The 25,985-nt window shown below is 72.1% G+C and carries 26 protein-coding genes, 1 tRNA gene and 1 riboswitch; of the genes, 19 read left to right on the top strand and 8 right to left on the bottom strand.

Going from position 1 to position 25,985, the window contains the following annotated elements:
* Positions 1-14: 14 nt before the first annotated feature.
* Both ACFWYS_RS11590 and ACFWYS_RS11585 read right to left on the bottom strand, forming a co-directional pair.
* Positions 15-983 carry a VlmB-like protein gene (locus ACFWYS_RS11590; protein WP_384766021.1) on the bottom strand — a complete coding sequence of 323 codons (969 nt, stop codon included), beginning with the start codon at positions 981-983 and terminating at the stop codon, positions 15-17.
* Positions 984-1,071: 88 nt separating this feature from the next.
* Positions 1,072-2,151, bottom strand: a complete 1,080-nt coding sequence (locus ACFWYS_RS11585) for a ferritin-like domain-containing protein (protein WP_384766019.1) — start codon at positions 2,149-2,151, stop codon at positions 1,072-1,074.
* 289 nt (positions 2,152-2,440) lie between these two features.
* Here ACFWYS_RS11585 and ACFWYS_RS11580 point away from each other — a divergent pair.
* Both ACFWYS_RS11580 and ACFWYS_RS11575 read left to right on the top strand, forming a co-directional pair.
* A tRNA-Leu gene (locus ACFWYS_RS11580) sits at positions 2,441-2,533 on the top strand.
* A gap of 49 nt (positions 2,534-2,582) precedes the next feature.
* Complete coding sequence (locus ACFWYS_RS11575; protein ID WP_384766017.1) at positions 2,583-3,563, top strand: diacylglycerol/lipid kinase family protein; 981 nt, start codon at positions 2,583-2,585, stop codon at positions 3,561-3,563.
* Positions 3,564-3,712: 149 nt separating this feature from the next.
* On the opposite strand, the gene ACFWYS_RS11570 is transcribed toward ACFWYS_RS11575, so the two are convergent.
* On the bottom strand, positions 3,713-4,273 hold the full coding sequence (locus tag ACFWYS_RS11570; protein WP_384766015.1) for a hypothetical protein: 561 nt from the start codon (positions 4,271-4,273) through the stop codon (positions 3,713-3,715).
* Positions 4,274-4,572: 299 nt separating this feature from the next.
* Between ACFWYS_RS11570 and ACFWYS_RS11565 the strand changes: the two genes are divergently transcribed.
* Positions 4,573-5,835 carry a PP2C family protein-serine/threonine phosphatase gene (locus ACFWYS_RS11565; protein ID WP_384766013.1) on the top strand — a complete coding sequence of 421 codons (1,263 nt, stop codon included), beginning with the start codon at positions 4,573-4,575 and terminating at the stop codon, positions 5,833-5,835.
* A gap of 13 nt (positions 5,836-5,848) precedes the next feature.
* Here the strand turns inward: ACFWYS_RS11565 and ACFWYS_RS11560 are convergent, their stop codons facing one another.
* Entirely contained in the window at positions 5,849-6,109 is a 261-nt protein-coding gene (locus ACFWYS_RS11560) for a hypothetical protein (RefSeq protein ID WP_384766012.1), read from the bottom strand.
* A gap of 139 nt (positions 6,110-6,248) precedes the next feature.
* Between ACFWYS_RS11560 and ACFWYS_RS11555 the strand changes: the two genes are divergently transcribed.
* The gene (locus tag ACFWYS_RS11555) at positions 6,249-6,596 is read left to right on the top strand and encodes a hypothetical protein (protein ID WP_384766010.1); all 348 of its coding nucleotides are present in this window, start codon (positions 6,249-6,251) and stop codon (positions 6,594-6,596) included.
* Here ACFWYS_RS11555 and ACFWYS_RS11550 read toward each other — a convergent pair.
* Positions 6,583-7,053, bottom strand: coding sequence for a hypothetical protein (locus ACFWYS_RS11550; RefSeq protein WP_384766008.1), 471 nt, complete (start codon positions 7,051-7,053; stop codon positions 6,583-6,585). The genes ACFWYS_RS11555 and ACFWYS_RS11550 overlap by 14 nt on opposite strands.
* A gap of 203 nt (positions 7,054-7,256) precedes the next feature.
* On the opposite strand from ACFWYS_RS11550, the gene ACFWYS_RS11545 reads away from it, so the two are divergent.
* The 15 genes from ACFWYS_RS11545 (at position 7,257) to ACFWYS_RS11475 (ending at position 22,874) form a co-directional block, all read left to right on the top strand.
* Positions 7,257-7,862, top strand: a complete 606-nt coding sequence (locus ACFWYS_RS11545) for a DUF998 domain-containing protein (protein WP_384766007.1) — start codon at positions 7,257-7,259, stop codon at positions 7,860-7,862.
* Between the two features lie 53 nt (positions 7,863-7,915).
* A complete protein-coding gene (locus ACFWYS_RS11540) occupies positions 7,916-8,659 on the top strand; it encodes a DUF1775 domain-containing protein (RefSeq protein WP_384766005.1) in 744 nt (247 codons plus the stop codon).
* A 70-nt stretch (positions 8,660-8,729) separates the two neighbouring features.
* Positions 8,730-8,933 carry a hypothetical protein gene (locus tag ACFWYS_RS11535; RefSeq protein ID WP_384766003.1) on the top strand — a complete coding sequence of 68 codons (204 nt, stop codon included), beginning with the start codon at positions 8,730-8,732 and terminating at the stop codon, positions 8,931-8,933.
* Positions 8,933-11,374, top strand: coding sequence for a heavy metal translocating P-type ATPase (locus tag ACFWYS_RS11530; RefSeq protein WP_384766001.1), 2,442 nt, complete (start codon positions 8,933-8,935; stop codon positions 11,372-11,374). The genes ACFWYS_RS11535 and ACFWYS_RS11530 overlap by 1 nt, the downstream gene beginning before the upstream one ends.
* Entirely contained in the window at positions 11,371-11,925 is a 555-nt protein-coding gene (locus ACFWYS_RS11525; protein WP_384765999.1) for a copper chaperone PCu(A)C, read from the top strand. The genes ACFWYS_RS11530 and ACFWYS_RS11525 overlap by 4 nt, the downstream gene beginning before the upstream one ends.
* Before the next feature lie 157 nt (positions 11,926-12,082).
* Positions 12,083-12,829: a hypothetical protein gene (locus ACFWYS_RS11520; protein ID WP_384765997.1), complete on the top strand. Its 747-nt coding sequence runs from the start codon at positions 12,083-12,085 to the stop codon at positions 12,827-12,829.
* Between the two features lie 258 nt (positions 12,830-13,087).
* A complete protein-coding gene (locus ACFWYS_RS11515) occupies positions 13,088-13,753 on the top strand; it encodes a sigma-70 family RNA polymerase sigma factor (protein WP_384765995.1) in 666 nt (221 codons plus the stop codon).
* Between the two features lie 113 nt (positions 13,754-13,866).
* Positions 13,867-14,940, top strand: coding sequence for an ABC transporter substrate-binding protein (locus tag ACFWYS_RS11510; protein ID WP_384765994.1), 1,074 nt, complete (start codon positions 13,867-13,869; stop codon positions 14,938-14,940).
* 2 nt (positions 14,941-14,942) lie between these two features.
* Positions 14,943-16,034, top strand: a complete 1,092-nt coding sequence (locus tag ACFWYS_RS11505) for a FecCD family ABC transporter permease (protein WP_384765992.1) — start codon at positions 14,943-14,945, stop codon at positions 16,032-16,034.
* Positions 16,035-16,077: 43 nt separating this feature from the next.
* Positions 16,078-16,956, top strand: coding sequence for an ABC transporter ATP-binding protein (locus ACFWYS_RS11500; RefSeq protein ID WP_384765990.1), 879 nt, complete (start codon positions 16,078-16,080; stop codon positions 16,954-16,956).
* A 28-nt stretch (positions 16,957-16,984) separates the two neighbouring features.
* Positions 16,985-17,200 (top strand): hypothetical protein, encoded by a 216-nt coding sequence (locus tag ACFWYS_RS11495; RefSeq protein WP_384765988.1) that lies wholly within the window; start codon positions 16,985-16,987, stop codon positions 17,198-17,200.
* 131 nt (positions 17,201-17,331) lie between these two features.
* Complete coding sequence (locus ACFWYS_RS11490) at positions 17,332-18,687, top strand: MFS transporter (RefSeq protein ID WP_384765986.1); 1,356 nt, start codon at positions 17,332-17,334, stop codon at positions 18,685-18,687.
* A 13-nt stretch (positions 18,688-18,700) separates the two neighbouring features.
* Positions 18,701-20,527 carry an asparagine synthase (glutamine-hydrolyzing) gene (asnB, locus tag ACFWYS_RS11485; protein WP_384765984.1) on the top strand — a complete coding sequence of 609 codons (1,827 nt, stop codon included), beginning with the start codon at positions 18,701-18,703 and terminating at the stop codon, positions 20,525-20,527.
* A gap of 12 nt (positions 20,528-20,539) precedes the next feature.
* A complete protein-coding gene (locus ACFWYS_RS11480; RefSeq protein WP_384765982.1) occupies positions 20,540-21,799 on the top strand; it encodes a cytochrome P450 in 1,260 nt (419 codons plus the stop codon).
* 97 nt (positions 21,800-21,896) lie between these two features.
* The gene (locus ACFWYS_RS11475) at positions 21,897-22,874 is read left to right on the top strand and encodes an L-tyrosine/L-tryptophan isonitrile synthase family protein (protein ID WP_384765980.1); all 978 of its coding nucleotides are present in this window, start codon (positions 21,897-21,899) and stop codon (positions 22,872-22,874) included.
* On the opposite strand, the gene ACFWYS_RS11470 is transcribed toward ACFWYS_RS11475, so the two are convergent.
* The 3 genes from ACFWYS_RS11470 to ACFWYS_RS11460 are packed head-to-tail and all read right to left on the bottom strand — an operon-like array spanning position 22,844 to position 25,640.
* On the bottom strand, positions 22,844-23,848 hold the full coding sequence (locus tag ACFWYS_RS11470) for an ABC transporter substrate-binding protein (RefSeq protein ID WP_384765978.1): 1,005 nt from the start codon (positions 23,846-23,848) through the stop codon (positions 22,844-22,846). The genes ACFWYS_RS11475 and ACFWYS_RS11470 overlap by 31 nt on opposite strands.
* Entirely contained in the window at positions 23,833-24,615 is a 783-nt protein-coding gene (locus ACFWYS_RS11465; protein WP_384765976.1) for an ABC transporter ATP-binding protein, read from the bottom strand. Before ACFWYS_RS11465 ends, ACFWYS_RS11470 begins: the two co-directional genes overlap by 16 nt.
* Positions 24,616-24,617: 2 nt before the next feature.
* Positions 24,618-25,640, bottom strand: a complete 1,023-nt coding sequence (locus ACFWYS_RS11460) for a FecCD family ABC transporter permease (RefSeq protein ID WP_384765974.1) — start codon at positions 25,638-25,640, stop codon at positions 24,618-24,620.
* A gap of 187 nt (positions 25,641-25,827) precedes the next feature.
* A riboswitch (cobalamin riboswitch) is annotated at positions 25,828-25,910 on the bottom strand.
* Positions 25,911-25,985 lie beyond the last annotated feature (75 nt).

Genomic DNA, 25,985 nt, shown 5'->3' with positions numbered 1-25,985 from the left:
GTCGGTGTCGCGGGTCAGCCCCCCGCGGCCATGGCCGCGGTGAGCCCCATGTACTCCATGCGCTGGTCCTGCATGTCGGAGGACCAGGTCAGTGCCTGTTCGATGCGCTCCGGCGCGGTGGTGTCGACCAGCCGGCGCCCGGGCCAGATCTCGTAGTCGCCCACGGCATCGGCGTGTTCCTCCAGCCCTCGCTGGAAGAGCGCCTCCCGTCGGCCGAGCATCTCCAGTACCGGCACGGAACCCCACAGGTCCCGGCCGCGCCGGATGAGGTCCGCCAGCCGCCCGGTGTCCTCCGGGTGGTCGCGCAGATGCGTGCGTACGACGCTGCTGCCCACGGTGAGATGGCGGATCTCGTCGATGCCGGCACCCCGCTCGATCTGGGCGGCGGCGGGGTCGAGGACCCGCCACTTGCGCTCGCTCAGTTCGGCGGCCGGGGCGAGGACGCCTTCGACGAGGACGGTGAGCGTGACCACGCCCCCCATGAAGTCGCCCTGCTCGCGCAGGGGTTGGGTGAACTCCTCCAGCGGCTCCAGCACCTTGCGCACGTCGTCGCCGGAGAACTCTTCGATGGTCCGGGCGAGTTCGTCCTGCGGGACGCCGAGGTCGACGATGTGGTCACGGAAGACGCGGGCGTGCCGGGCCTCGTCGATCAGTTGGGTGGCGTAGAACTCCATGGTCGGGATGGTCGGCGCGGTGTCCACCAGCACGGTGATCGCTCGGGTCGCCTTCTCCTCGGCGACGGACCGGAAGCCCAGTTCGCTGATGAGCGCGGAGCGCAGCGGCCCCTCGCGGCGCATGTACTCGGGGATCCGGGCGCCGGCGGTGTGCCCGCGGACCAGGCCGCGCAGGGTGCCCTGCGCGACGGCCGACAGCCAGTAGTCCAGGTCGCAGGTCTCCGGGGTGAGTTCGAGGGTCATCGCCCCTTCGATGAGGTTGGGCGCGGACTCCCAGTCCGCTTCCTTCGGTGTCGGAGTCGCCGTCATTTACGTCTCCCGTTTTATTGACACATCGCTGCGGTCTCTAGTGAGCAGGGCATTCCGGTGTGAAATGTGTGGAATTTGTTGCGCACCCTCAGGTCGCGTCGTGCTTTCCGGCCTCGATGAGGGATTCCACTTCCTGGCTTCGCGCGGCGAATTCACGCCGGTCAGCGTCCTCGCGCTCCGCGATGCTCTCGTCGTCCCGCATCAGGGCGGTGAGATCGACGTCCGCCATCCGCAGGACTCCCATTTGACTGTAGGCATCACGTACCCGTGGGCCCCACAGTCCAATGTCTTTGACGCACGGAACGATACGGCTGAACAGATGCGTTCGGAAGGAACGTACCCGTTCGCCCTTGTCCATGTATTCGAGGCACTCGTCCTGGTCGTAGTCGAGAGTCTCCCATACTTCCTGCATCCTGAAGCGGTCGCGCATCAGATAGCAGCCGTCGATGACGAATTCCTCGCGCTCGGCGCGCTCCTTGTCGGACAGCTGGGCGTAGTAGTCGCGCAGCGCCAGCCGGCCGAACGCCACGTGCCGGGCCTCGTCCTGCATGACGTAGGCCAGGATCTGCTTCGGAAGCGGCTTGTCCGTACGGTCGCGCAGCACGCCGAAGGCGGCCAGCGCGAGCCCCTCGATGAGCACCTGCATCCCCAGATAGGCCAGGTCCCAGCGGTGGTCGCTGAGCGCGTCCCGCAGCAGCCGTTGGAGGTGGGGGTTGATCGGATAGACCATGCCGATCTTGTCCTGCAGGAAGCGGGAGAAGATTTCCGCGTGCCGCGCCTCGTCCATCACCTGCGTCGCCGCGTAGAACTTGGAGTCCAGGTCCGGAACCGTTTCCACGATACGGGCCGAGGTGATCAGCGCACCCTGTTCACCGTGCAGAAACTGCGAGAACTCCCAGGAGGCCAGGTGCTGCCGGAGTTCGCGTTTGTTGGCGTCACTGAGTTTGCGCCACTGCCGTGATCCGTAGATCGAGATCATGTGTTCCGGCGTGCCCATGACGTCAAAAGGATCGACGTCGGTGTCCCAGTCTATCCGCGTGACACTGTCCCACTGCTTGTCCTTGCCCTTTTGATACAGGGCGAGCAGGCGCTCACGACCGTCTTCGTAATTCCAGGTGAACTGGGTGTCGGCTCCTCCGGAAAAACCCAAGCCGTCTTTATGATCCATTTCTGTTCCCCCGTCAGGCACGAATTTACACCGGTCACCACCGGTCACTCGGACCACAGATCATGGTGACCCAATGCTCTTCCAGTAAACACATGGACGCTTTTATCGTCGGCCCGGTTCGGCGCGTTCTCCAAAGAATCTCACGCGCTCTCTCGGTGCTATACGGACGTGACACCTTCCTCCCGCGTGTGATGTGGGTCACACGCAGAAGGGGGTGGGTGGCGCGAGGGTCGCGGCGTGGACCCGCGTATTGAAGGCGCCCCAAAGCCCGGGAAAGCCACGGGGAGAGGGAGAGGTACCCGTAGCGGCCCAACGGGGGCCGGGCCCAGGTCCGGCCGGGCGCACACCATGCGCCTCGCGGGTTCGAATCCTGCCCTCTCCGTCAGACCTGCTCACCCGGGTGTCTGTCCGCCCGTCCGAGAGGGAGCACGATGACCGGGACGCCCGGGACGTCCGGAACAACCGCGCGGCAGCCCACCGCGCGCTGTCTGGTCGTCGCCAACCCCACTGCCGGCAGCGCCGATCCGGACCTGATCGGCCGGATCCTGAGCACGACGCAGGTACTCACGGACAGTGTCCGCATCCACTGGACCGCCGGGCCGGGGGACGCCACGCGCGTGGTGACACAGGCCGCGGACAGCGCTGCGGACGCGCCCGACGTGGTGCTGGTGATCGGCGGCGACGGTACGGTCCGGGAGGCCGCCGAGGGGATCGCGAGGGCGGCCCACCCCGGCCGTCGGCCCGCACTGCTCATCGCTCCGGCGGGCACCGGCAACTCCGTGCACCGCGCGCTGTGGGGCGACCTTCCCTGGCCCGAGGTGCTGCGCACCGCGCTGGGCACCCGCGCCACCGTCACCCGTCGCCTGGACATCGCCTGGGCCGGAGACCGTGAACGGGCGGTGCTGCTCGGTGCCGCCACCGGCTTCGTGGCCGAGGTGACCGCCCGCGCGAGCCAACTGACCGAGGTCGCGGGCCGGGAGCGGTACCACCGCGCGATGGGTGAGGTACTGCCCGCGTACCGTCCCTACCCGGGGCGCGTCACCGTCGACGGCACCGTGCTCCACAAGGGCGCGACCACCATGGCACTGGTCGGTGGAGCCCGGCATCGCGTCGGCACCTTCAAGGTGCTGCCCCGCTCCGAGCTCGACGACGGCCTCCTGGACATCTGCGTCATCGACGGCGACCTCGGCACCGCCGAGCGCGACGAACTCGCCCTCCACATCATGGCCGGCACCCACCTGGGCCGCCGCGGTGTCCACTACGCCCAGGGCCGTCAGGTTCTCCTCGAACGCACCGACGGCCTCCCCCTCGCCTTCGAACACGACGGCGAACCCTGGCCCTCCGCCCGACGCTCCGTGGAACTCCGAGTGTCCCCGGCGGCAGTCCCGGCCCTGGCGCCTGCGCAACCTTGACCCGCTCAGTGCACAAGAACGCCCAGATCGACGGCCTTCCCCGCCTTGAGACCTGCGGCTGACCGAATGCGAATGGGCCGTGTGTGCGATGACGGCTCGTATTTTCCGCGTCAGGACGCGAACCGGCGGCCAATAGCCTGTGACGTCGGCTAGGGGTGGGCGTATCCCCGTGCCGCGCAATGGCGTGCCACCTGTGGGCCGTCGGGCCGGCCGTCGTCCGGTGCCGCTCTGCTGTGGGTGGGGGGTGCGGGATGGCCCTGGAGGCGGGACAGTTCGTTCGCGCAGCGCTGCAGGGCGACTTCCAGGACCTCGGGCATGGTCAGTGTGCCGCTGCCGTCCGGCGGGACGAGCCAGCGCAGTGCGCCCCAGCGGCAGTGCGGGGCGGGCGCGGTGATCCAGGTGCCCGCGCCGAGCAGGCGCATGCCGGTGCCGATCCACATGGTCTGCGGTTCCGGGGGCAGTAAGAAGCCCACGTGGCGGCGTCGGGTGTCCAGCAGACAGGGACCCGGCTCGATCAGCGGCAGCTCTTCCAGGAGGTCGGCGACGCGCAGCCCGAGCTGTTCCGGCACGATGAGCACGTCCCAGAACCGTCCGGCCGCGAGGAGAGCGACCCCGGTGATGCCGTTCTGCCACTCCTCCTTGCAGGCGCCGGGGTCCTCCGACGCGGCGGCCAGCCACTCCATTGACTTCGTCCACTCCATGAGTGCCATGAAAAGCCTCCCGACGACCGGTGGAGCCTTAGTGCATCGGGTGCCGGGTGACGCGGCCATACGTCCGGAGTCCAATTCCCCGTATGGGGCGAGCGCCCGCGCGCCAAACAGGCAGATAGCAGGACGTGCGCCCCCGGTCCGTCGCAGCACGCCGGGCCCGGCCTCCGTCGCCCGTTCCCGTCGTGTCACCATCCGTACGCACTCTGTGCCCGCGCTCCGTGCGCCCCGCGGAGGCTGTCGGGTGCCGGGCGCCCTGAGGGTTGCCTGTGATGGTTTGTCCCCGTTCTAGGGTGTTTGTTGTGGTGCGCTGGTTTCAGTCGTTTCATCGGTCGGTCACGGTGGCCCCCGTCGCCTCCCGCGCTGTTCCCGGGGAGGACCTCGCGGCGCCGTCCAGGCTGACCGCCCTGCGTGCGGCGGTGGCCCGGATCGGCACCACGCTGGACGAGGGCGCCACCTGCGCGGAGCTGGCCCGGGAGGCGGTCCGGCAGGTCGGCGGCACGGCGGCGGTGCTACGGATCGCGGTCGACGCCGGGACCGGGTACGAGGCCGTCCACGGCGACCCCGCGCTGCTGCCGGACGTCCGGTGGGCCATCGCCGCGGCACGGGAGACGAGCGCCCTGGGGGAGGCCGCCGACCCCATCCCGTACGTCGCGTCCGACGGTGGCCGACCCGCGCTCAGCGTTCCGCTGGCCACCTACGGGCAGTCCTACGGCGCGCTGGTCTGCGCCCGCGACCGGGCGGCGTTCACCCCGGCGGAAGCCGCGCTCCTCGCCGTCCTCGCCGAACGCGCCGCCTCCCACATCCGGCAGGCCCGCGAGCACGACCGGGTCAGGGGCATCGTCGGCGACCTCCAGCGTGCCCTGCTCGCCGAACCCGGCCGCCCGCACCCCAACCTGGACGTCGCCATCCGCTATCTGCCCATCGGGCAGAGCGCGCTGGTCGGCGGCGACTGGTGCGAGACCGTGCGCCTGCACTTCGGCCGGACCCTGCTCGTCGTCGGCGACGTCATGGGACACGGACTGGAAGCCGCCGTGGACATGACCGCCTACCGCTCCGCACTGCGCTACATAGCCTCCGCCGACCTGCCGCCGCACCGGGTGCTGCGCCAGCTCGACGACATCGCCTCCGCGGAACCGGAGCGCCGCCCGGCCACCTGCCTCATCGCGCGCGTCGACCCCAACCGCGGCCAGGTGACCCTGGCGAGCGCCGGCCATCTGCCCCCGGCCGTGATCGACGCGCAGGGCCGCACCTCACTGCTGCCGGTACCGGTCGGCCCGCCGCTGGGTACGGGCCTCGGCGGCTACGAGCCGGCCACCTACCGGCTGGACCCGGCCCAGACGCTGGTGCTGTTCACCGACGGGCTGGTCGAGCACCGCGGTGAGGACATCGACCACTCCCTGGACCGGCTGGCCGGCGTCGGCTTCGCGACCGCCGCGGGCGTCGAGGACGTCATCGACACGATGCTGGCCCGCCTGGACGTCCAGCACGCCGAGGACGACGTCGCCGTACTCGCGGCCCAGTTGCACCAGCGCTCCCCGCAGATCCAGGACCCGCGGCTGTGAGCGGTCCCGGCCGTCACCAGTCGTCGTACTGGGCCCCCGAGACATACGGGTCGTGCCGTCGCCCCGACGGGCCGGACCGCTGCGCGGTCGGTGGCGGGCCCGTCTCGCGCAGGGCGGCGCACCACGGGCAGTCGGGGGTCTCGTCGGCGTCGTCGCGGACGCCGGAGAAGAACGGAATGTGCGGTGGTCCGTCGATGGAAGCGGCTCCTGTCTCGATCGTGGGCGAACAATCGTGGGCGAACATCGGCGTCGAACGGCGGGTCGAACAGGCCATGGCGCCATCCGGGGGACACGCTCACCCGAGTGGGTGGTAGCGAGGGCGGTCCGCGTACCACCGGCGCACACCTCGGCGTTGCCCCGGCATGGACAGAAGTGAGTCGGTGCGGCGCGTCCTCGGAGGCGATGCCGCACCCGTGACGTACGTGGTACCGGTCATCGGTGTTCGGGGCCGGCCGTCGATCTACGCGGAGCTGGTGGCGGAGTGGCAGGCCAACGGCCGTGCCGTGCCGCGCCACCGCGACACCTGGTGGGATTGCGCGACCGACGGTCACGGGCAGGCCGTCACCTCCTGGGGGGTCGGCCGCTGGACGGGCCTGGCCAGGGCCCTTGAGGCCGCACCGGTGGAGGACGGGCGCGTCGAGACGGCCGAGCACGTCCCGGCCGTCGTCGTCCCCCGGGGCCTTCCCGGGCCGATGGAACTGTGGGCGTGGAACGGCAACGGCGGGCGCGTCAGCGTCTTCGCCCCGCCTACGGCCGACTGACGCGCACCCGCGCGCCGACCGAACCGCCGGCCTCGCGCAACGCCAACTCCACGACACGGGGGCTGTACAGCGCGCCGGTCCCGTCGGGCGGCAGCAGCCACTCCAGCCGTCGGCCGACGGAACGATGGGGCGGCGGTACGGCCACCCAGGAACCCCGGCCGACATGGCGCACACCGGGGCCGGTCCACTCGGCGGCCGGGTCGGGCGGGAGGAAGAAGCCGACTCTGCGCGCCCCGCAGTTCACCAGGACGGGCCCGGTCGTCCGCGACCGGGCATGTCTCAGCAGATCCAGGGCGCGCAGGCCCAGGTACTCGGGGACGCTGACCACGTCCCAGAGTCGTCCGCCCTCCAACAGCACCGCGTCCGCCCCCAGGTCCCACTGCTCCTTGCACGTCCGAGGATCCGCGGCCGCCGCGGCGAGCCACTCGACGGCCTGCTTCCCCATGGTGCTCTGCATGTCCCTACCCCCAGCACTCTCGGCCCCGCCGTCCCGTTCGGGGCCCTTCATGCTGGTGGATATTTCTATGTGCCGGAAGGGGTGGCGCGGTCTGGCGCGGGCTGGCGCTTCCGACCGAACTGTTCGAGGACCGCAAGGCCGTTCCCCTCCGCCGCATGCGTGTGTGGGGCGGGTGTGACGAGGGGACGTTTTACGGTGGCTTGATGCGATCTGTCCCTGGATGGGCCTTGCTGTCGTCGGGATGTGCGCCGGCCGTGCTGATCGGCGGCTGGATCATCGCGGCACTGCTCGAAGGGCCCGCCTACGACCCCGCCACGCAGACGATCAGTGTCCTGGCGGCCGCCGGTGCCCCGGGATTCTGGGTGATGAACGCGGCGTTGGCCGCGCTGGGCATCTGCCACATGATCACCGCCTTGGGGCTGCGCCCGGCCGCGTTCGCCGGACGCATGAGCCTGGGCGCGGGCGGAGCCGCCGCATTCGTGGTGGCGCTGCTCCCGCCGCCGAGCAGCGGGGGTTCACTGCGCCACGGTTCGGCGGTCGTGGTCGGCTTCTCCCTTCTGGCGGTGTGGCCGGTGCTGGCCGCCGACCGCCGTCGCACCGGACCCTGGGCGCTGAGACCGGTGCCGTCCCTCATGGCGACCACCGTGATGCTCGTCGGCGCCGCCTGGTTCGTGACCGAACTGCACTACGACGGTCCCGCCGGAGCCGCCGAACGCCTGGTGACCACCCTTCAGTCCCTCTGGCCCTTCGTGGTCGTCGCCTCCTGTCTGCGCCGTCCCGACCGGACCGGGCACCCCTCGCGTCGATGAACTCGCCTGCGATTGAATGCAGCGACCACATCACCGGTACGAGGGAGTCACACGTGCCCCGCCCCACCCTGACCCGCAGCCTGCGCCGCACCGGCGTCCTCACCGCGGCCGCGCTCGCGACCGCCGTAGCCCTCGCGGGACCGGCCGCGGCACACACCGAGGTCGAGGCGGAGGGCGCCCGGGCGCTCGACCAGAACGTCGCGCTGACCTTCACCGCCGAGTCGGAGTCCGGCTCCGCCGGGACCAGCGAACTGGAGGTGATCCTGCCCGAGGGCATCACCCCGGCCGACATCACCTACAAGGAAGGCCCCGCGGGCTGGAAGCTCGCCCCCACGTCCCGCGGCTACACCGTTTCCGGGCCGAAGCTCGCGGTCGGCAAGGACGCCGAGTACGTCGTCACCGTACGGCAGTTGCCGGACACCGAGTCGCTCGTCTTCAAGACCCTGCAGACCTACAGCGACGGCCAGGTGGACCGCTGGATCGAACTGGACGAGGAGAGCGGGGGAGACGACCACGGGCACGGCCACCCCGCACCGCGGCTGGACCTGAAGGCCGCCGCACCCGGCGCGAAGCCGGTGAGCCCGACGCCCACCGAGGAGCCGACGTCGGCGTCGGCGTCGCCCTCGGCCGAGCCGAGCACCGCGGCGCCGTCGAGCCCGTCGGCGCAGGCCGCAGCGGACGACACGGACGGCGACGACGGCACCCCGGTGGGCGTGCCGATCGGTATCGGGGCGGCCGTCGTCGTACTGGCCGTAGGCGCCTGGTGGCTCAGGAGCCGTCGCGGCGCGGCTTCCTGAGGCTGCCGCCGGGAACTCCCGGTCCTCCCCGCCCGACTCCTGAAGCGGTACGTGCGTCAGGAGGCCGTCGATGAAACAACCCCAACTTGTGCCGCCCGCCCTCTGCGGGTTTCTGCTGCTGCTCGCCCTCGTCTTCACGGTGTCGTACGCCGTCGGAGCCGCCTCGGGTCCCGTCGCGCCCGGCATGCACCGCTCCGGAACGAGCGGTGACGGGGGCGGCGTGGACATGGGGGACACCGGGGACATGGACATGCGGCACGGGAGCGGCCGCTGATGGCCATCGAACCGGCACCCCCGATGACCACCACGGACCTCACCGTCGGCGGGATGACCTGCGCGGCCTGTGTGAGCCGGGTGGAGAAGAAGCTCGCGAAGCTGGAGGGCGTGACCGCGACGGTCAACCTGGCCACCGGGCGTGCCCGGGTGAGCCACCCGCCGGACGTCCGCCCCGAGGAACTCGTGGCCACGGTCGAACGGGCCGGGTTCACGGCGGCGTTGCCCGAACCGCCGAAGAGGCCGGAGCGCCGGGACGGAGGGGACGGCCCGAACCGACGGGACCGTCCGAACGGAGGGCAGCCATCGGGCGGACCGGCATCCGAGGACGCCCGTCAGGAGCGGGTCCGCCTGCTGGTCACCGCGCTGCTCGCAGTGCCGGTGCTCGCGCTGTCGATGGTGCCCGCCTGGCAGTTCCGCAACTGGCAGTGGCTGTGCTTCGTACTGTCCGCGCCGGTCGCCGTGTGGAGTGCCTGGCCGTTCCATGTACGGGCCCTGCGCGGGCTGCGCCACTCGACGGCGACCATGGACACACTGGTCTCCCTGGGCGTGGTGGCGTCCTTCGCCTGGTCGGCGTACGCCCTGTTCCTCGGCGGCGCGGGCGCGCCCGGGATGCGGATGCCGTTCACCCTGCTGGCCTCGGCCGGAGGCGGTGCGCACCTGTATCTCGAAGCGGCCGTCGGCGTCCCGCTGTTCGTGCTGGCCGGCCGATTCCTGGAGGCACGGGCCCGGCACGGCACCGGTGCGGCGCTGCGCTCACTCGCCCGACTGGGTGCCAAGGAGGTCTCGGTACGCGAGGCCGACGGCACCGAACACCCCATCCCCATCGAGGAGTTGGTGCTCGGGCAGGACTTCCTCGTACGGCCCGGCGAGCGGGTGGCGACCGACGGTGAGGTGGTCGAGGGCAACTCGGCCGTGGACCTGTCGCTCGTCACCGGCGAGAGCGAACCCGTCGAGGTCGGCCCCGGCTCGGCGGTCGTGGGCGGCGCCGTCAACGCGGGCGGACTGCTGCTCGTGCGCGCCGCGGCGGTCGGCGCCGACACCCAACTCGCCCGGATCACACGGCTGGTGACGGACGCTCAGGCCGGGAAGGCGCGTGCGCAGCGGCTGGCCGACGCCGTGGCCGGTGTGTTCGTCCCCGTGGTGCTCGCGCTGGCCGTCACCGTGCTCGGGTTCTGGCTCGGGGCCGGGGCGGACCCGCAGGCGGCGGTCACCGCGTGCGTGGCCGTGCTGGTCGTTGCGTGCCCCTGTGCGCTGGGCCTGGCGACCCCGACCGCGCTGATGGCCGCCACCGGACGCGGCGCCCAGCTCGGCGTCCTGGTCCGGGGCCCGCAGGCCCTGGAGGGCCTCCAGCACATCGACACCGTCGTCCTCGACAAGACCGGCACCCTCACCTCCGGGCACATGAGTGTCACCCGTGTCACGGCCGTGCCCGGCGGGCTCGGCAAGGACGCCGTGCTGCGGCTGGCCGGAGCGGTGGAGCAGGGCTCGGAACACCCGCTGGGCCGCGCGGTCGTCGCCTGCGCCCGCCGGACCCTGTCCGAGCAGGGGCCGCTGCCCGACGTGCACGACTTCCGCGCTGAAGCGGGCCGGGGTGTACGCGGCCGGGTCGAGGGGCGACTGGTCGAAGTCCTCGCGCCGGACGACGAGTTGCCCGCGGCCCTGGCGGACGCGCTTCCCGTGGCGGAGGCGGCCGCACACACACCGGTCCTGGTCCGTGTCGACGGGGCGGCGGAGGCGCTGATCGAGATCGGGGACGTCGTACGCCCCGGCAGCTACCGGGCCGTGCACCGGCTGCGGCGCCTCGGCGTGCACCCGGTGCTCGCCACCGGCGACCGTGCGACACCGGCCCGCTCGGTCGCCTCCGCGCTCGGCATCGAGGAGGTGCACGCGCGCTGCACGCCCGAGGACAAGGCCGACCTCGTCCGGGAGTTGAGGGAGCGGGGCCGCCGGGTCGCGGTCGTCGGCGACGGCGTCAACGACGCGGCCGCGCTGGCCGGAGCCGACCTCGGCATCGCCATGGGCACGGGCACCGACGTGGCCATCGGAGCCGCCGACGTGACCCTCGTACGCGGCGACATCGAGGCCCTCGGGGACGCGGTCCGGCTCGCCCGGCGCACCCTGGGCACGATCCGCGTCAACCTGCTGTGGGCCTTCGGCTACAACGCGGTGACCGTGCCGCTCGCCATGGCGGGTCTGCTCAACCCGATGGTCGCCGCCGTCGCCATGTCGGCGAGCTCACTGCTCGTCGTGGCCAACAGCCTGCGCCTGCGGGCCTGGCAGCCGGGCCCCACCCGAAGCCGCGAACGCGCCGCACTCCAGGGGAACCGCGCACTCCAGGGGAACCGCGCCGAGGACCGGAGGAGCCCCACCGAAGGCCAGGAGAACCGAACCGGCGGCCGGGGAAGCCGCGCCGGGAGCCAGGGAGGCCGTACCCGATGATCACGCCCACGCCCACGCCCACGGCGGAGCGGACGGCCGTTGCCGGAGCCTGGCGCCCGACCCGCCGCCGTGTCGCCGACGGTCTGCTCGCCGCGTTCGCCCCGATCGCCGCGTGCGCCGTCGCCCTGGGCGGCCTGACCACCTGGGTGAACTTCGGCCAAGCGGGCAGCCCGCCGAGGATCGCGGTCACCGACGGCCGGGTCTTCCTGCCATACGGCGACGTCCGGGACACCGCCGCGTTCTTCCGCATCACCAACACCGGGGGCGCCGACGACCGGCTGCTCAAGGTGACGTCGTCCGCCGCGGAGGGCGGCACGGCACTGAGTCGCCACCGCATGGTCGGCGACACCGCGGCGTCGGCGCGGACGGTGGACTCGGCCCGGGTCCCGGTCGGCGAGGGTCTCACCATGTCCCCGTTCGGGCTGGACGTGACACTGCGGGCGGGGCGGGGGTGGCAGGAGGGCACCTACGTACCGTTCACGCTGCACTTCGAGCACGCCGGGAGGATCGAGGTGCAGGCGGTCGTCGTCCGCCCGGGCGGACCCGGGTGAGAACAACCCCGCTCCCCTAGAAGTCGGCTGACGGGCGCGCCCGGTTCCCTCGCGTCGCTGTGTCCTGTATCACTCTTCTGGGCTTGAGTGCGGGGCAGGGGTGTTGTGCGTACCCACCCGTGACGAGTGGGCCCAGGATGCGAGGATGAGGGCCGTCATGACTGCTGGGTGGGGTGTGCGCACGATACGGGCCGCGGTGTTCGCGTCCGTCTGTGTGCTGCTCGCCGCCCTCGGCCACGTCCTGATGTCGGGCGACACCGTTCCGTGGTGGACGCTCGCGGCAGGTGCGCTCGCCACCGGCGGCGCGGGCTGGTGCCTGGCGGGCCGGGAGCGCGGACTCCCGCTGGTCGTGTCCGTCGTGGTCGTCGCCCAGGGCGGGCTGCACACCTTCTTCGAGTTCGCGCAGTCCGTCGCCGCGGGAGCGGCCGGGACCGGCGCGGCGTCGACCGGTTCCGCCGGTGCCCGGCACGACATGGGCTCCATGGCCGCCCACATGACTTCCACCGGATCCATTGATGTGGGCCACATGGGTGCCGCCAACATGGGTGCGGCCGACATGGGTGGCGCCCACATGGATGCGGTCCACACAGGCATGAGCCACATGCCCATGGGCCACGACATGACCGGCGGCACCTCGTCGCTCGGCATGTTCGCCGCCCACACCCTCGCCGCGCTGCTGTGTGGCCTGTGGCTGGGCCACGGCGAACGCGCCGCGTTCCGCATCCTGCGGGCCGTGGCCGGTTGGCTGGCCGCCCCGCTGCGGCTGTCGCTCGTCCTGCCCACACCGCCGCACCGCCCGCGTCTGCGCCCGCGGCGCGGCCGTTCCGACCGGGCGCCGCGGCTGCTTCCGCTCGTCCACACGATCACTTCTCGGGGGCCGCCGGCGGGGATCGCTGTCGTCTGAGACAGCCGGTTCACCGAGGCCGTACGGACCCGGACGCCGACGCGTCGGGCGCCGTACGGGCGTCGAGTCGTCGACGCCCCCACGCCTCGGGCCCCGGCCGTACCTGTCGTACGGCCGTGTTCCCCGCATCCCCGGACTCCTCCGGTAACGGCGTACCCGCACGTCTCACGTACACGTGCCCCGGTGCGCGGCGGTGACCCCGCCGTGCCCGTCGTGCCGCCGCCGTGCCGGAGTCCGGACTACCCGAGAAGGACTCAGGTGATCACTCCTGCCCTGCACGACCGGAGGCCGTCGACCAGAACGGCCTCCTGCGACGAGTCGACGACCGCGTGGGCGCTGGCCGCGCGCGGCGGTGACCCGGACGCCGCGGACCGTTTCGTCCGCTCCCTGCACCGTGACGTCGTGCGGTACGTGGCGCATCTCTCCGCCGATCCGCAGGCCGCCGACGACCTGGCGCAGGACACGTTCCTGCGGGCGCTCGGCAGCCTGCACCGGTTCGAGGGCCGCTCCTCGGCGCGCGCGTGGCTGCTGTCCATCGCGCGCCGCGCGGTGATCGACAGTCACCGCTACGCCGCCGCCCGGCCGCGGCTGAGCGACACCGACGACTGGACACTCGTGGCGGAACGCGCCCAGCCGACCGGGCTGCCCGGCTTCGACGACGGCATCGCGCTGCTCGATCTGCTGGACGCGCTGCCCGACGAGCGCCGTGAGGCGTTCGTCCTGACCCAGCTGGTGGGCCTGCCCTACGCGGAGGCGGCCGAGCGGAGCGACTGCCCCGTCGGGACGGTCCGTTCACGCGTCGCCCGCGCCCGGGCGACCCTCGTAGAACTGCTGGCCGAGGCCGAGACGGACACCGTGACCGCCGCGACCGCGGCCGAACCGGCTGCCGTGGTCGTGCGCGAACCGGCTGCCGTGGCCGCCTGACCGGGAATCCCGGTGTCGGTTCCCCCTGCCGGGAACTGACACCGGGTTCGCCCCGACTACTGGATCGGGTGGCGGAGATCCGCCCTTGCATCCAGTGAATTCGGGGAGTTTCGATGCGTTCTCGTGTGGGGCGGGCCACGACGGCCGCGGTGCTCGGCGGCCTGCTGGCGGCGGGTTGCGGCAGCGGAGGCAGCGACCAGGCGGGCTCCGCCGCAGGCAACGGCGCCAAGGGCGGTTCCGCGGGGTACCCGGTCACCGTCACCGACTGCGCGGGTGCCAGGACCACCTTCACCGACGCGCCGCAGAACATCGTCACCAGCAACGCCTCCAGCCTGGAACTGCTGCTCCGCCTGGGCGCCGGGGACAAGGTGCTCGGCACCGGCTTCCCGCCCGGCAAGGGCACGCTGCCCAGCGAACTCGACGCGCGGGCCCAGCAGGTGAAGGTGCTCGGCGACACCGTCATCCCCAAGGAGAAACTCCTCGGTTCCGGCGCCGACCTGTACATCGACACCTTCGCCTCGATGAACATGGGCGGCGGAATGGGGGACGCCCCGACCGAGAAGGAGTTCGAGGCGGCCGGCATCAAGCACACGTTCCTGAAGTCGACGGCCTGCGCCGCCATGAGCAAGAGCCCGGTCACCGACCTCGCCGCAGTCCAGGACGACATCACCTCGCTCGGCGCGGTCACGGGGACGAGCGCGAAGGCGAAGGAACTCGTCGACGGTATGAAGAAGAAGGTCGACGCCGTCCGGAAGGCGGTGGCCGGCACACCCGAGGACGAGCGGCCCACGTACTTCTTCTTCGACTACGACGCAGGCACCAAGCAGCCCATGGCCGTCTGCAATCGCCAGATCGCCAACGCGGTCATCACCCTCGCCGGGGCCCGCAACGTCTTCGCCGACTGCGACGGCGACTACAAGCAGGTCGGCTGGGAGGACGTGATCGCCAGGAACCCGGACTGGATCCAGCTCGGTGTGCGCAACCGGGGCAGCGAGGCCGCGAACAAGAAGGCGTTCGACGAGGCGCAGCAGTGGCTGGAGTCGAACTTCGCCACCAAGGGGCTGAAGGCCGCCGAGGAGGGCCGCTTCCTGCGTATCGGCTCCGAGCAGACCACCATCGCCGGTGTCACCAACGCCGACACGGTCGAGGAGATCGCGAAGACCCTGTACCCCGGCAAGGTCGGCTGACCGTGGTCGACACCCTGGCGAGCCGGAAAAGCACGGAGGAGGGGCGGGAGCAGGAGCGTACGCGGATGCGTTCGGTCCCCGCCGGACCGCTGGCCCTGGGCCTCGCCCTGGCGTTGCTCGCCGCCCTCACCGTCGCCGTGTCCTGGGGCTCGACGTCCATCCCGGCTGGTGAGGTGTGGAGCGTGGTCGGGCGCCGCCTGTCCGGCGAGGCCGCACGCCCTGGCACCGACGACCTGATCGTCTGGCAACTCCGCCTCCCACGCGCCTTGTTGGCGGCCCTCGTCGGCGCCGGGCTCGGACTCGTCGGTACGGCGGTGCAGGCACTGGTGCGCAACCCGCTCGCCGATCCCTACCTCCTGGGCATCTCCAACGGTGCCTCCCTGGGCGCGGTAGCCGCGATCGTGCTCGGCCTCGGGGCCGGTGGGGCGCTGGGGCTCGGCCTGTCCGCCGCGGCCTTCGCCGGAGCCCTGGCCACCTTCGCGCTCGTGTGGGCCGTGGCCCGGCGCGGCGGCGGATTCGCGCCGTTGCGGCTGGTGCTGGCCGGAGTGGCGATCGGGCAGTTCCTCTCCGGGTTCACCAGCTATCTGGTGCTGCAGGCCGGGGACGAGCAGCAGACCCACAGCGTGCTGTTCTGGCTCATGGGCAGCCTGAGCGGCGCGAACTGGGACCTGCTGGCCGTACCGGCGATCGCGGTACCGGCCGGGTGGCTGTGCCTTCAGGCGCGCGCTCGGGGTCTGAACGCCCTGCTGATGGGCGACGAGTCCGCGGCCGGGCTCGGCATCGACGTCACCCGGCTGCGGCGGGAACTGTTCACGGTGACCAGCGTGCTGACCGGAGTCCTGGTGGCCGTCTCGGGCGCGATCGCCTTCGTCGCGCTGATGGTGCCGCACGTCTGCCGTCTGGTCGTCGGCGGCGACCATCGGCGGCTGCTGCCGGTCTCTGCGCTGTTCGGGGCGCTGCTGCTGGTGGTCGTCGACATCCTGTGCCGCACGGCGATGGACACGCAGGAGCTGCCGGTCGGCGTCGTCACCGCGCTCATCGGGGCCCCGGCCCTGCTGTATCTGCTGGACCGGCGGCTGGGGAGCGGAAGTTGAGGATCCGGGGAGTGCGCACATCGAGGATCCGGGGGAGCGGACGTTGAGAATCGACATCGAGGACCTGCACGTCGCCTACGCCGGCCGTACGGTCGTCGCCGGTGCCCGGCTGATCGCTGCCGAGGGGGAGATCACCGGCCTCGTCGGCCCCAACGGCAGCGGCAAGTCCACGCTCCTGCGCACCGTCTACCGGCATCTGAAGCCCGCCGCCGGCCGGGTCCTGCTGAACGGCACGGATCTGCGCGGGCTGGCGCCCGCCGAGGCGGCCCGGCACGTCGCGGCTCTCCCGCAGGAGCGGGGCGGCGACTTCGAGCTGACCGTCCGCGAGGTCGTCACCATGGGCCGTACGCCCTACAAGCGGGCCTTCGCCGGGGAGGACGCCACCGATCGGGACGTCGTCGCCCGGGCGCTCGCGGACGTCGGCATGGAACAGTACGCCGGGCGCCGCTTCACCGAACTGTCCGGCGGCGAACGCCAACGCGTCCTGCTGGCCCGCGCCTTCGCCCAGCAGCCGGACGTCCTGGTCCTGGACGAGCCCACCAACCACCTCGACATCCGCCACCAGGTCGAACTGCTCGCCCTGCTCAGGACCCGGCGCCGCACGACCCTGGTGTCACTGCACGACCTCAACGCCGCCGCGTCCGTCTGCGACCGGCTGCACGTCCTGCACGACGGCCGCGTGGTCGCCTCCGGACCGCCCCGCGAGGTGCTGCGACCCGCCCTGCTGGCCGAGGTGTTCGGCGTACGGGCGACCGTCGTCGACCACCCGCTGACCGGCGATCCACTGATCGCCTTCGACCACCGGGCCCCCGCGGACGGTCCGGAAGGGCCGACCGATGCGGACGACGCGGCCGAAGCACACACCCCCATGTCGGCCCCGAGCGGTGTGCTCGGGGCTGGTCCCGGGCGGTCACCCCGGTGAGCGCCCCAGATCGTGAAAGGTTGGGAACATGATCGACATCGAAGGCCTGGAGCCGGTGGCGACGTTCTGCGGCGACTGCGACTGCGGCTGTCCGCAACTGTTCGTCGACCCCACCGCCCCGGCCGAACGCCGCGTGATCCTCACGGACGACTTCGGGCAGCGGGTGCAGATGAGCGCCGACCAGTTCCTGTCCCTGGTCGAGGACGCCAAGTCCGGCAAGTTGGACGCCATCACCACGCCCTGACGCCGTACCGGGGCTCCGGCTTCACATCGATCAAATTTTCGACCACGCCCGGGAACTCAGCCCCCGGCGCCCCCGACCTCTGGAACGAGGCTGCTGTCCGGCAGCCGACCGTGAGGGGGAGGAGCGCGCGAGTGAGGGACCGCTGGGTTCTCGTGGCGGTGGCGGGCGCGCTGTCGTTCGTGGCGATGCTCGACATGAACATCGTGAACGTGGCGCTGGCCGACATCGCCGCAGGCCTGCACGTCTCCGCCGCTACGGCGCAGTGGGCAGTGATGGGATACCAACTCCCTGTGGTTGCCCTGCTGTTGCCGGTCGGCCGGTGGCTGGACGGCGCGGGCACCCGGCCCGCGCTGCTGGCGGCGACCGCCGGCTTCGCACTGTGCAGCACGCTGGCCGCCCTCTCTCCCTGGGCGGCCTGGCTGATCCTGGCCCGTGTCGGACAGGGCGCGTGCGCGGCGGTGCTGTTCGTGCTGATGCCGGTACTCGCGATCCGCGCCGTACGGCCCGAGGTGCGCGGCCGGGCGATGAGCGTGCCCGCGACGCTCGGCCCGCTGGGCGCGGTGACCGGCCCCGCGGTGGGCGGGCTGCTGCTGGACCAGCTGGGCTGGCGGTGGGTCTTCCTGGTGAAGATCCCGTTCTGTCTGCTGGCGTTGGCCGTCGCCTGGAAGGCGATGCCCAAGGACGGTGCGTTGCGCGCACCCGACCGACGGGCCCTGGCCGATGCGCTGTCGGTGGCCGCAGGCCTGGCCGCACTGCTGCTCGCCCTGACGCGAGGAGCCGAGGAAGCGGCGTGGCTCCTGCTCGCGGCAGCCGCGCTGCCGCCGTTGTGGTGGTGGCTGCGCGGACCGGGCGGACGTCCGGTGACGGTCGTGCTGCGGACGGCGGGACTGTTCCGGGCGCACGGCGCGGTGCTGGCGCTGGCCGCCGGGTTCGCCGGCATGCACTACGTCGTCGCCCTGCACCTCCAGCAGGACGAGGGCGTCAGCGCCACCACGACCGGTCTGACGGTGCTCGCCTTCCCGCTCGGCATGGCCCTGGCCGGGCCGGTCGGCGGACGGCTCGCCGACCGGTACGGCTTCCGGCCGATCGCGGTCACCGGTGCCGCCCTCACCGCGGCCGGCCTGCTCTCGCTGATCCCGCTGGGCGACGCCTGGTCCCCGCCCGAGGTGGCCTGGCGGCTCGCGCTGGCCGGCGTCGGCATGGGCCTGGGCGGCGGCCCGACCCAGGCCCTGGTCATGGGCGCCGCCCCACCGGAGCGGACCGCGACCGTCGGCTCGACGGTGCAGGTGGCCCGCAGTCTCGGCTTCACCCTCGGCCCCGCCCTGGCCACCGCGGCCTGGGCGCTGGCCGGGCCCGGCGGCGGCGCGCGGGCCGGGCTGACGCTTGCATCCGCGGCCGCCTGTCTCGCCGTACCCCTGCTCGCGCTGCCCGGCCGACGGACCGCCTCCGGCGTGCCCGAGCGGACCACCGACACCGTCTCGACCTGACCCAGGAGTCCCCATGTGCGGAATCACCGGCTGGGCGTCCTTCCATCACGACGCCCGCACCCAGGCCCCGGTCATCGACGCCATGACCGCGACCCTCGCCCCGCGTGGCCCCGACGCGGGCGGCGTGTGGCTCGGCGAGCGCGCGGCGATCGGCCACCGCCGCCTGGCCGTCATCGACCTCACGGGCGGCGCGCAGCCGATGACCGACCGGCCCGATGCGTCGACCGTGGTCCTGACCTACAGCGGCGAGGTCTACAACCATCACGAGCTGCGCGCCGAACTCCGGGGGCGCGGGCATGTGTTCCACACCCGCAGCGACACCGAGGTCGTCCTGCGGGCCTACGCGGAGTGGGGCGAGGCGGTCGCCGAGCACCTGGACGGCATGTTCGCGTTCGCCGTCTGGGACGAGCGGGCCGAGCGGCTGCTGCTGGTGCGCGACCGACTCGGCGTCAAACCGCTGTTCTGGGCGGCCGTCGACGGAGGCCTCGCCTTCGCCTCCGAGCCCAAGGCGCTCTTCCGGCACCCGGAGATACGGCCCCGGGTGGACGCGGACGGACTGCGGGAGGCGTACAGCCTGCTGTTCAACACCGGCCCGACGGTCTGGTCCGGCGTACGCGAGGTCGAGCCGGGCGGCCTGCTCGTCCTGGACCGCGACGGCATCCGGGAGCGCCGCTACTGGCGGCTGGAGGCCGGTGCGCACGACGACGACCGGGACGCCACCGTCGAGCGGATCGGCAGCCTGCTGGGCACGGCCGCCCGCGGTCAGCTGGAGGCCGACGTCCCGCTGTGCAGCCTGCTGTCCGGCGGCATCGACTCCACCCTGCTGACCGCCCTGCTCGCCGACGAACTCCGCCTGCGCGAAGGTCCGGACGCCCGTATCCGCTCCTACGCCGTCGACTACAGCGACCAGGCCGAGCAGTTCACCGGCGACGTCCTGCGCACCGGACACGACACCCCGTACGCCACCGAGGCGGGCGCGTTCATCGGCACCGACCACAGCACGGTCGTACTCGACCCGCGAGCCTTGCTCGACCCCGAGCACCGCAAGGCCGTCGTCGTGGCCCGCGACTCACCCATCGGCGTCGGCGACATGGACACCTCGCTGTATCTGCTGTTCGGGGAGATACGACGGCACTCCACCGTCGCCCTGTCCGGCGAGGCCGCCGACGAGGTCTTCGGCGGCTATCCCTGGTTCCACAGCCCCAAGGCGCTCGCCGCGGACACCTTTCCCTGGCTGCTGGTCACCGGCGACGAGGCAGCGATGCCGATCAACCCCGAACTCGACCTGCGCATCGGCGAGTTCCGCGACGACACCTACCGCAGCGCCCTGGCCGCCGTACCCCATCTCGACGGCGAGACCCCCACCGAACACCGGCAGCGAGAGATGCAGCACCTGTCCCTGACCCGCTGGCTGCGCCAACTCCTGCACCGCAAGGACCGGTTGAGCATGGCTCGGGGACTGGAGGTCCGCGTCCCGTACTGCGATCACCGGCTCGTCCAGTACGCCTTCGACGCGCCCTGGGTGCTGAAGAGCTTCGACGGCCGTGAGAAGAGCCTGCTGCGCGCCGCCGGCACGGGGCTGGCCCCCGACTCGGTCCTGCAACGGCCCAAGAACCACTACCCGGCCACCCATCACCCCGACTACAACCGCGGCCTGCAGGACATGGCCCGGGACGCGCTCTCCGTCGAGCAGGTCCGGGCGCTGGCCGACGAGACCCGCATCAAGCCCTGCCTCGACACCCCGCCCGAGCGACTTCAGTGGGGCCACCGCCTCCGCCTCGAACGCGTCGTCGACCTCGCCCTGTGGCTGGACCACCACCAGCCCGAACTCGCCCTCTGAGGAGCCCCGTTCATGACCGTCCAGGAACCCGAGACGGCGACCGTAGCCACCCTGCCGGACCCTGTGCCTCTGATGGGCTGCCCGTACAAGAGCAACCCCTACCCCCTCTACGAGCGGATGCGCGAGGACGGCCCGGTCCACCGTGTCCTCTTCCCCAGCGGGGTCCAGGCGTGGCTCGTCACCGGCTACGAAGCCGCCCACACCGCCCTCAACGACGACCGCCTCGGCAAGAACCACGACCGGGGCAACGACCGCTGGCGCGCCCGCGCCTCGATCATGCCCGAGCCGCAGCACTCCCGGCTCCAGGTCCATCTCCTCCACCAGGACCCGCCGAAGCACACGCACATGCGGCGCTTCGTGACGGATGCCTTCACGCCGCGCCGCATCGAGCAACTACGGCCCCGTTTCCAGAAGTTGGCCGACTCGCTGATCGACGCCCTTCCGGAGACCGGACCGGCCGACCTGGTCACCGGCTTCGCCGCCCGCTTTCCCTTCCAGGTCCTCGCCGAAGTCATCGGTCTGCCGGGAGAGTTGGCCGCGCGTTTCGACCGCGACTGGGGCAAGGTCGTGCAGCCGGTCGGGCCGACGGATCCCGGCAGGCCGCTGTACGAAGCCCGGCTGCACGGTCTGGAGAGCTACATCGCCGAGGTCGTCGCCCACAAACGCGAGCACACGGAGGACGACCTGCTGAGCCGTCTTGTCGGGGCCCGTGACCTGGGCGAACTGTCCCAGGAGGAACTGGACTCGATGATTTTCCAGTTGCTGGTCGCGGGCCAGGAACCGGTCACCAACCAGATCACCACGGCCCTGATCGCCCTGCTGCGCCACCCCGACCAGCTCGCCCGACTGTGCGACGACCCCGGCCTCCTGCCCCGCGCGGTCGAGGAACTCCTGCGCTACGACAGCGCCTTCGAGCTGACCACCTGGCGCTTCTTCGACAAGGACAGCGACCTGCATGGCACCGAGGTCCCGGCCGGCGACTCCGTGATCGTCTCCCTTTGCGCGGCCAACCGGGACCCGCGCCGCTTCCCCGATCCCGACACCCTCGACCTCGACCGCACCCCCAACCCTCACCTCGCCTTCGGCCACGGCATCCACTTCTGCCCCGGCGCCGCCCTCGCCCGTGCCGAACTCCAGATCGCCCTGGGAGCGCTGCTCACCCGCCTGCCCGGCCTGCACCTCACCATCAGGGACGAGGACATCGAGTGGATTCCGGCAGTCCTGGGCCGCGGCACGAACCATCTGCCCGTCGGCTACGACCGACGGCTGTGAGGCCCACGCCCGGCTGATCCCCCGGCCCGCCCGGAGCGCCTTGCCCTCCAAGGCCAAGGCGCCATGCCGTCATGCCCGCACACCCTGGAGGAACGACATGCTGCTGACGAAAGCACCGGACACCCTGCCCCAGCCCACAACCGCCGCCGCGCAGATCCTGAACCTGCTTCTGCCGCACCATCGCACGACCGACCAGGGCTGTGCCCCGGCCGAGGCGTTTCCCCATCAACTGCGCCGGATCACCGACTTCGTCCGCGAGGGCGCCCCGATCGTCTTCACCCTGCCCGGCTTCCCCTGCAAGTCCCCCAACCCGGCCAAGACCCTGGGCCACCTCCCCGACATGGGCGAACGCCTCTCCCTCGGCTTCCTCGACGCGCTCTGCGCGCAGATCGAGCGCATCCACCCGCCCGGCGCCCACGTCGTCATCTGCTCCGACGGCCATGTCTTCGGCGACCTGATCCGCGTCCCCGACGAGCACATCGACGCCTACGCGGACGAACTACGCGCGCTCATAAGAGAAGCCGGCCTGAGCCACCTGTCCGTCTTCGACCTGCGCGACGTCCTCGGCGACCTCCCCCACGACACCAAGCGCGCCCACGTCCACGACCGCCATGCCCCCACCCTGGACGCCCTGCGGGCCGAGGTCCGCACCGACGCCCCCACCCTCGCGCTGTACCGGGGCATCACCCGCTTCCTCGTCGAGGACACCGCCGACTTCCCCGGCACCCGCTCCGCCCTCCAACGCGAGTGCCGCAGACGGGCGTACGGCGTGATCCAGCGCAGCCGGGCCTGGGGCGCGCTGATCGCCGACCATCACCCGCGTGCAGTACGCCTGTCGATCCATCCCCAGCCGGTCGGCGCCCCCAAGTTCGGCATCCGGCTCCTCGACGCCCCCGACGCCTGGACCACCCCCTGGCACTCGGCCGCCCTGCGCGAGCCCGACCGCACCTGGTCCCTCATGCCCCGCGCCAGGGCGCAGCGTCTCGGCCGCCTCGTGCACCGCGACGGCCGGCCGAGCCACTTCGAGCGATCAGACCCCGACGGTCAGCCCTTCCCGGCCACCGTGCGCAGATAGGCGCCGAGCCGGGCGACGGCGGACGGGTTGCGGGGGCTCTCGACCAGGTCGACGTAGTCGAGGACGAAGATCCGCTTGCGCTTCACGGCGGGGACGTTGCGCAGCGGCGCGTAGGACAGCAGGAACTTCTTCTTCTGCTTGGCGCTCATGTCGCCGTAGTCGCAGATCACGATGACGTCCGGGTTGCGCTCCACGACGGTCTCCCAGCCGACGGTGGTCCAGGAGTCCTGGACGTCATGCATGACGTTGACCCCGCCGGCCTCGCTGATGATCTGCTCCGGGGCGGCGTAGCGGCCGGAGGTGAACGGCTGGTCCTGGCCGCTGTCGTACAGGAACACCTTCGGCCGGTCGGCGCCCTTGGGCGCCTTCGCCCGTACGTCGGCGATCTGCTTCTTGAAGTCGGCGATCAGCGCGGCAGCACGCTTCTCGACGCCGAACAGCTTTCCGAGGTTGGTGAGGTCGGTGTACAGGGCCTCCAGCGGCGGCATGATGCCGCGCGTGGTCTCGGTACGGCCGTTGCGGCAGGACTCGGTGAGGATGTACGAGGGGATGCCGAGCTTCTTCAGGGCGTCCGGAGTGAAGCCGTCGTCCTCGCGGAAGCCGTAGTTCCAGCCGGCGAAGACGAGGTCGGCGCGGGCGGCGAGGGCGTTCTCCCTGGTGAGCTGGTCCTTCGACAGCCACTTCACCTTTTGGTAGCCGTCCTTCCACGGCACACCGGTCAGATCGCCCTTGTCGTCGGGCATGGCGAACCCGGCCATGCGGTCCTCCAGACCGAGCGCGAACATCAGCTCGGTGATGCCGACGTCGTTGGTGACCACGCGCTCGGGGACCTTGTCGAAGGTGACCTGGCGGCCGCAGTTGGTGAGGGTGACCGCGGTGGAGCCGGGGTCCGCCGACTTCTCCACCGTGGCTCCGCAGCCGGTCGCGGTGACGGTCGCGGCGAGGCAGAGGGCGGTGGCTATGAGCTTGCGCATGGGGTTCCTTGGGGCAGGCGGTCGAACAGGAGCTGGACCACGCCGGTCTCCGGATGCCGTACCGGATGGGCACGGACCCCGAACACCTCGGCGAGCAGGGCGGGTCGAAGGACCTCGTGCGGGGCGCCGGAGGCGACGACCCGGCCGCCGTCGACGACATGGAGGACGTCGCAGTGCGCGGCGGCCAGGTTGAGATCGTGCAGGGCGGCCAGCACGGTCAGGCCGCCGGCCCGCACCAGGGAGAGCACGTCCAACTGGTGGGCGATGTCGAGGTGGTTGGTGGGCTCGTCCAGGACCAGCACCTTCGGCTGCTGGGCGAGCGCGCGGGCGATGAGCACGCGCTGCTTCTCGCCGCCGGACAGCGCGAGGAACCCGCGGTCCGCGAGCCGGGCGACGCCGGTACGGTCCATCGCCGCGGCGCAGATCTCCCGGTCGGCGGCGGCCGTACGGTCCTGGTGCGGCAGCCGCCCCATGGCCACGATCTCGGCGACCGTGAAGTCGAACTCGGCCGACGACTCCTGCGGCAGCGCGGCCAGCATCCGGGCGGCGGCCCGGGGAGCCATGGCGTGCACGTCGTCCCCGTCCAGCCGCACCACGCCCCCGGACGGCCGCAGCGCCCGGTACACACAGCGCAGCAGCGTGGACTTGCCGCTGCCGTTCGGGCCGACGAGCCCGACGAACGACCCACTGTCCACGGCGAGCCGGATGTCGTCGACCAACCGCGCACCGGCCGCCTCGACCGTGACACCCCCGATGTCGAGCCGCATGCTCACCGGCCTCCGAACGCATCGCCGCCGCGCCGCATCAGCAGCAGGAACGCGGGCACCCCGACCACGGCCGTGATCACCCCGACGGGCAGTTCGGCGGGGGCGAGCAGAAGCCGGGAGAACAGGTCCGCCCACACCAGCAGCACGGCCCCGGCGAGCGGCGCCACGGCCAGCACCCGCCGGTGATCGGCGCCGACCAGCATCCGTACGACATGCGGAACCATCAGCCCGACGAACCCGATGGCCCCGCTGACCGCGACCACCGTCCCGGTCACGGCGGCCGTGACGAGAAACAACTCCCGGCGCAGCCGCGCCGGTTGCACACCGAGCGTGGCGGCCGTCTCGTCCCCCATGGCCAGCGCGTTCAGCGCCTCGGCCCGTCGCCGCAGCCACGCCCACCCGGCCGCCACGGTCACCGCGGCGACCGGCACCTGCGCCCAGGTCGCCCCGCCCAGACTCCCGAGCAGCCACATCATCGCCGACCGGGCGGCCTCGCCCCGGGCCGCGCCGAACACCATGACGGTGGTGACGGCCTCGAAGCCGTAGGCCAGCGCCGTCCCGGTCAGGATGAGCCGCAACGGGGTGAGGCCGTGCGGCGACCGGGCGACGGCATACACCAGCGCCGTCGCCGCGAGCGCCGACCCGAAGGCCGACAGGGACAGCGCCCACACGCCGAGCCCCGCGAACGCCCCCAGCAGGATCACGGCGTTGGCGCCCACGGCGGCGCCCGAGGAGATGCCGAGCACGAACGGATCGGCGAGCGCGTTGCGCACCATCGCCTGCACGGCCACCCCGACGGCCGCGAGCCCGGCCCCGACGACCGCGCCGAGCACGACACGCGGCAGCCGGATCTCCCAGAGGATGGTGTACGCGGACACGTCCCGCGCGTCGATGGTCCCGCCGGTCAGACCCGCCCCCAGCAGCCGGAAGACATCGCCCCAGCCGATCCCGGCGGCGCCGAGTCCGACGCCGCAGAGCAGCGAGACGAGCAGGAGCAGCCCCAGCCCCAGGGCGAGCGGCACCACGGGAAGACGTGACGCACCGGATCTCGGGGGTGCCGGTATCCGGGTCGGACTTCGGAGCACGGGCGGGCGGTCCTTCGCCTGGGGCCGCCTGCGAACATCGAGCAGGGAGGCAGCCCGTACGACCGGGCCGGCCGCGTGGTCCCCTCTCGCAGTCCACGGCGAGCAGTCAACGGGTCGTGCCGGCCACGGGCGATCGGGCTCACGCGACGGACGATCAGGTCCCCGCGCACACCGTTGCGGGTCAGCGCCGGACTCTCACCGGACTTCCCCCGCGGGAGGCCCGGGGAGCGTAACAGAGGGAGGTCCGCCCGGTTGTCACTGCCCTGTGGAACACTCCCCGTCGTT

Origin of the sequence: Streptomyces sp. NPDC059010 (assembly GCF_042740355.1) — a bacterium.
GTDB lineage: Bacteria > Actinomycetota > Actinomycetes > Streptomycetales > Streptomycetaceae > Streptomyces.
This window is presented reverse-complemented; position numbering and strand designations above follow the sequence as displayed.

What these genes read in the sequence shown, in the direction of transcription:
- ACFWYS_RS11590 (WP_384766021.1), bottom strand. Translation starts at nt 983, where the DNA reads ATGACGGCGACTCCGACACCGAAGGAAGCGGACTGGGAGTCCGCGCCC.
- ACFWYS_RS11585 (WP_384766019.1), bottom strand. Translation starts at nt 2,151, where the DNA reads ATGGATCATAAAGACGGCTTGGGTTTTTCCGGAGGAGCCGACACCCAG.
- ACFWYS_RS11575 (WP_384766017.1), top strand. Translation starts at nt 2,583, where the DNA reads ATGACCGGGACGCCCGGGACGTCCGGAACAACCGCGCGGCAGCCCACC.
- ACFWYS_RS11570 (WP_384766015.1), bottom strand. Translation starts at nt 4,273, where the DNA reads ATGGCACTCATGGAGTGGACGAAGTCAATGGAGTGGCTGGCCGCCGCG.
- ACFWYS_RS11560 (WP_384766012.1), bottom strand. Translation starts at nt 6,109, where the DNA reads ATGGCCTGTTCGACCCGCCGTTCGACGCCGATGTTCGCCCACGATTGT.
- ACFWYS_RS11550 (WP_384766008.1), bottom strand. Translation starts at nt 7,053, where the DNA reads ATGCAGAGCACCATGGGGAAGCAGGCCGTCGAGTGGCTCGCCGCGGCG.
- ACFWYS_RS11545 (WP_384766007.1), top strand. Translation starts at nt 7,257, where the DNA reads ATGCGATCTGTCCCTGGATGGGCCTTGCTGTCGTCGGGATGTGCGCCG.
- ACFWYS_RS11535 (WP_384766003.1), top strand. Translation starts at nt 8,730, where the DNA reads ATGAAACAACCCCAACTTGTGCCGCCCGCCCTCTGCGGGTTTCTGCTG.
- ACFWYS_RS11530 (WP_384766001.1), top strand. Translation starts at nt 8,933, where the DNA reads ATGGCCATCGAACCGGCACCCCCGATGACCACCACGGACCTCACCGTC.
- ACFWYS_RS11525 (WP_384765999.1), top strand. Translation starts at nt 11,371, where the DNA reads ATGATCACGCCCACGCCCACGCCCACGGCGGAGCGGACGGCCGTTGCC.
- ACFWYS_RS11520 (WP_384765997.1), top strand. Translation starts at nt 12,083, where the DNA reads ATGACTGCTGGGTGGGGTGTGCGCACGATACGGGCCGCGGTGTTCGCG.
- ACFWYS_RS11510 (WP_384765994.1), top strand. Translation starts at nt 13,867, where the DNA reads ATGCGTTCTCGTGTGGGGCGGGCCACGACGGCCGCGGTGCTCGGCGGC.
- ACFWYS_RS11495 (WP_384765988.1), top strand. Translation starts at nt 16,985, where the DNA reads ATGATCGACATCGAAGGCCTGGAGCCGGTGGCGACGTTCTGCGGCGAC.
- asnB (WP_384765984.1), top strand. Translation starts at nt 18,701, where the DNA reads ATGTGCGGAATCACCGGCTGGGCGTCCTTCCATCACGACGCCCGCACC.
- ACFWYS_RS11480 (WP_384765982.1), top strand. Translation starts at nt 20,540, where the DNA reads ATGACCGTCCAGGAACCCGAGACGGCGACCGTAGCCACCCTGCCGGAC.
- ACFWYS_RS11475 (WP_384765980.1), top strand. Translation starts at nt 21,897, where the DNA reads ATGCTGCTGACGAAAGCACCGGACACCCTGCCCCAGCCCACAACCGCC.
- ACFWYS_RS11470 (WP_384765978.1), bottom strand. Translation starts at nt 23,848, where the DNA reads ATGCGCAAGCTCATAGCCACCGCCCTCTGCCTCGCCGCGACCGTCACC.
- ACFWYS_RS11465 (WP_384765976.1), bottom strand. Translation starts at nt 24,615, where the DNA reads ATGCGGCTCGACATCGGGGGTGTCACGGTCGAGGCGGCCGGTGCGCGG.